Origin of the sequence: Salmonella sp. SJTUF15591, from assembly GCF_043356435.1 — a bacterium.
Taxonomy (GTDB): domain Bacteria; phylum Pseudomonadota; class Gammaproteobacteria; order Enterobacterales; family Enterobacteriaceae; genus Salmonella; species Salmonella enterica.
This window is the reverse complement of sequence record NZ_JBEUJO010000008.1, coordinates 237,107-237,579: the sequence shown is the minus strand read 5'-3', so window position 1 is coordinate 237,579 and position 473 is coordinate 237,107. Positions and strand designations below refer to the sequence as shown.

Genomic DNA, 473 nt, shown 5'->3' with positions numbered 1-473 from the left:
TAGCCCTTCAGCTGGCCTTCAAAGGCGTGATACTTTTTGCGCACCTCGCGGAAGTATGCGGCGATATTTTCCAGCTTCAGGATATCCAGCCCGGTGTCGTGCTCAGTACCTGCCAACGTCGCCACCAGCGCTTCGGTGGCCGGGTGGCCGTAGGTGGCGCTCATGGAGGAAATTGCCGTGTCCACGCCGTCAACACCCGCCTCGATAGCCTTCAGCAGGGCCATCTCCGCCATCCCGGTGGTGGCGTGACAGTGCAGGTGCAGGCGCACCTCAAAACGTTTTTTGATTTCGCTCACCAGCTCATACGCCGCCATCGGAGTGAGAATGCCGGACATATCCTTGATGGCAATCGAGTCGACGCCGGTTTCCAGCAGTTGCTCCGTTAAATCCAGCCAGGTCTGCAGCGTGTGCGCCGGGCTGGTGGTGTAACTCAGGGTCCCCTGGGCGTGCGCGCCGTGGCTGCGCACCGCCTG

General features: G+C 61.3%; 1 pseudogene. It reads right to left on the bottom strand.

Annotated features, from left to right (window positions below):
* Positions 1–473 (bottom strand): annotated as a pseudogene (locus tag ABVM99_RS18840) (oxaloacetate decarboxylase); the annotation flags it as partial.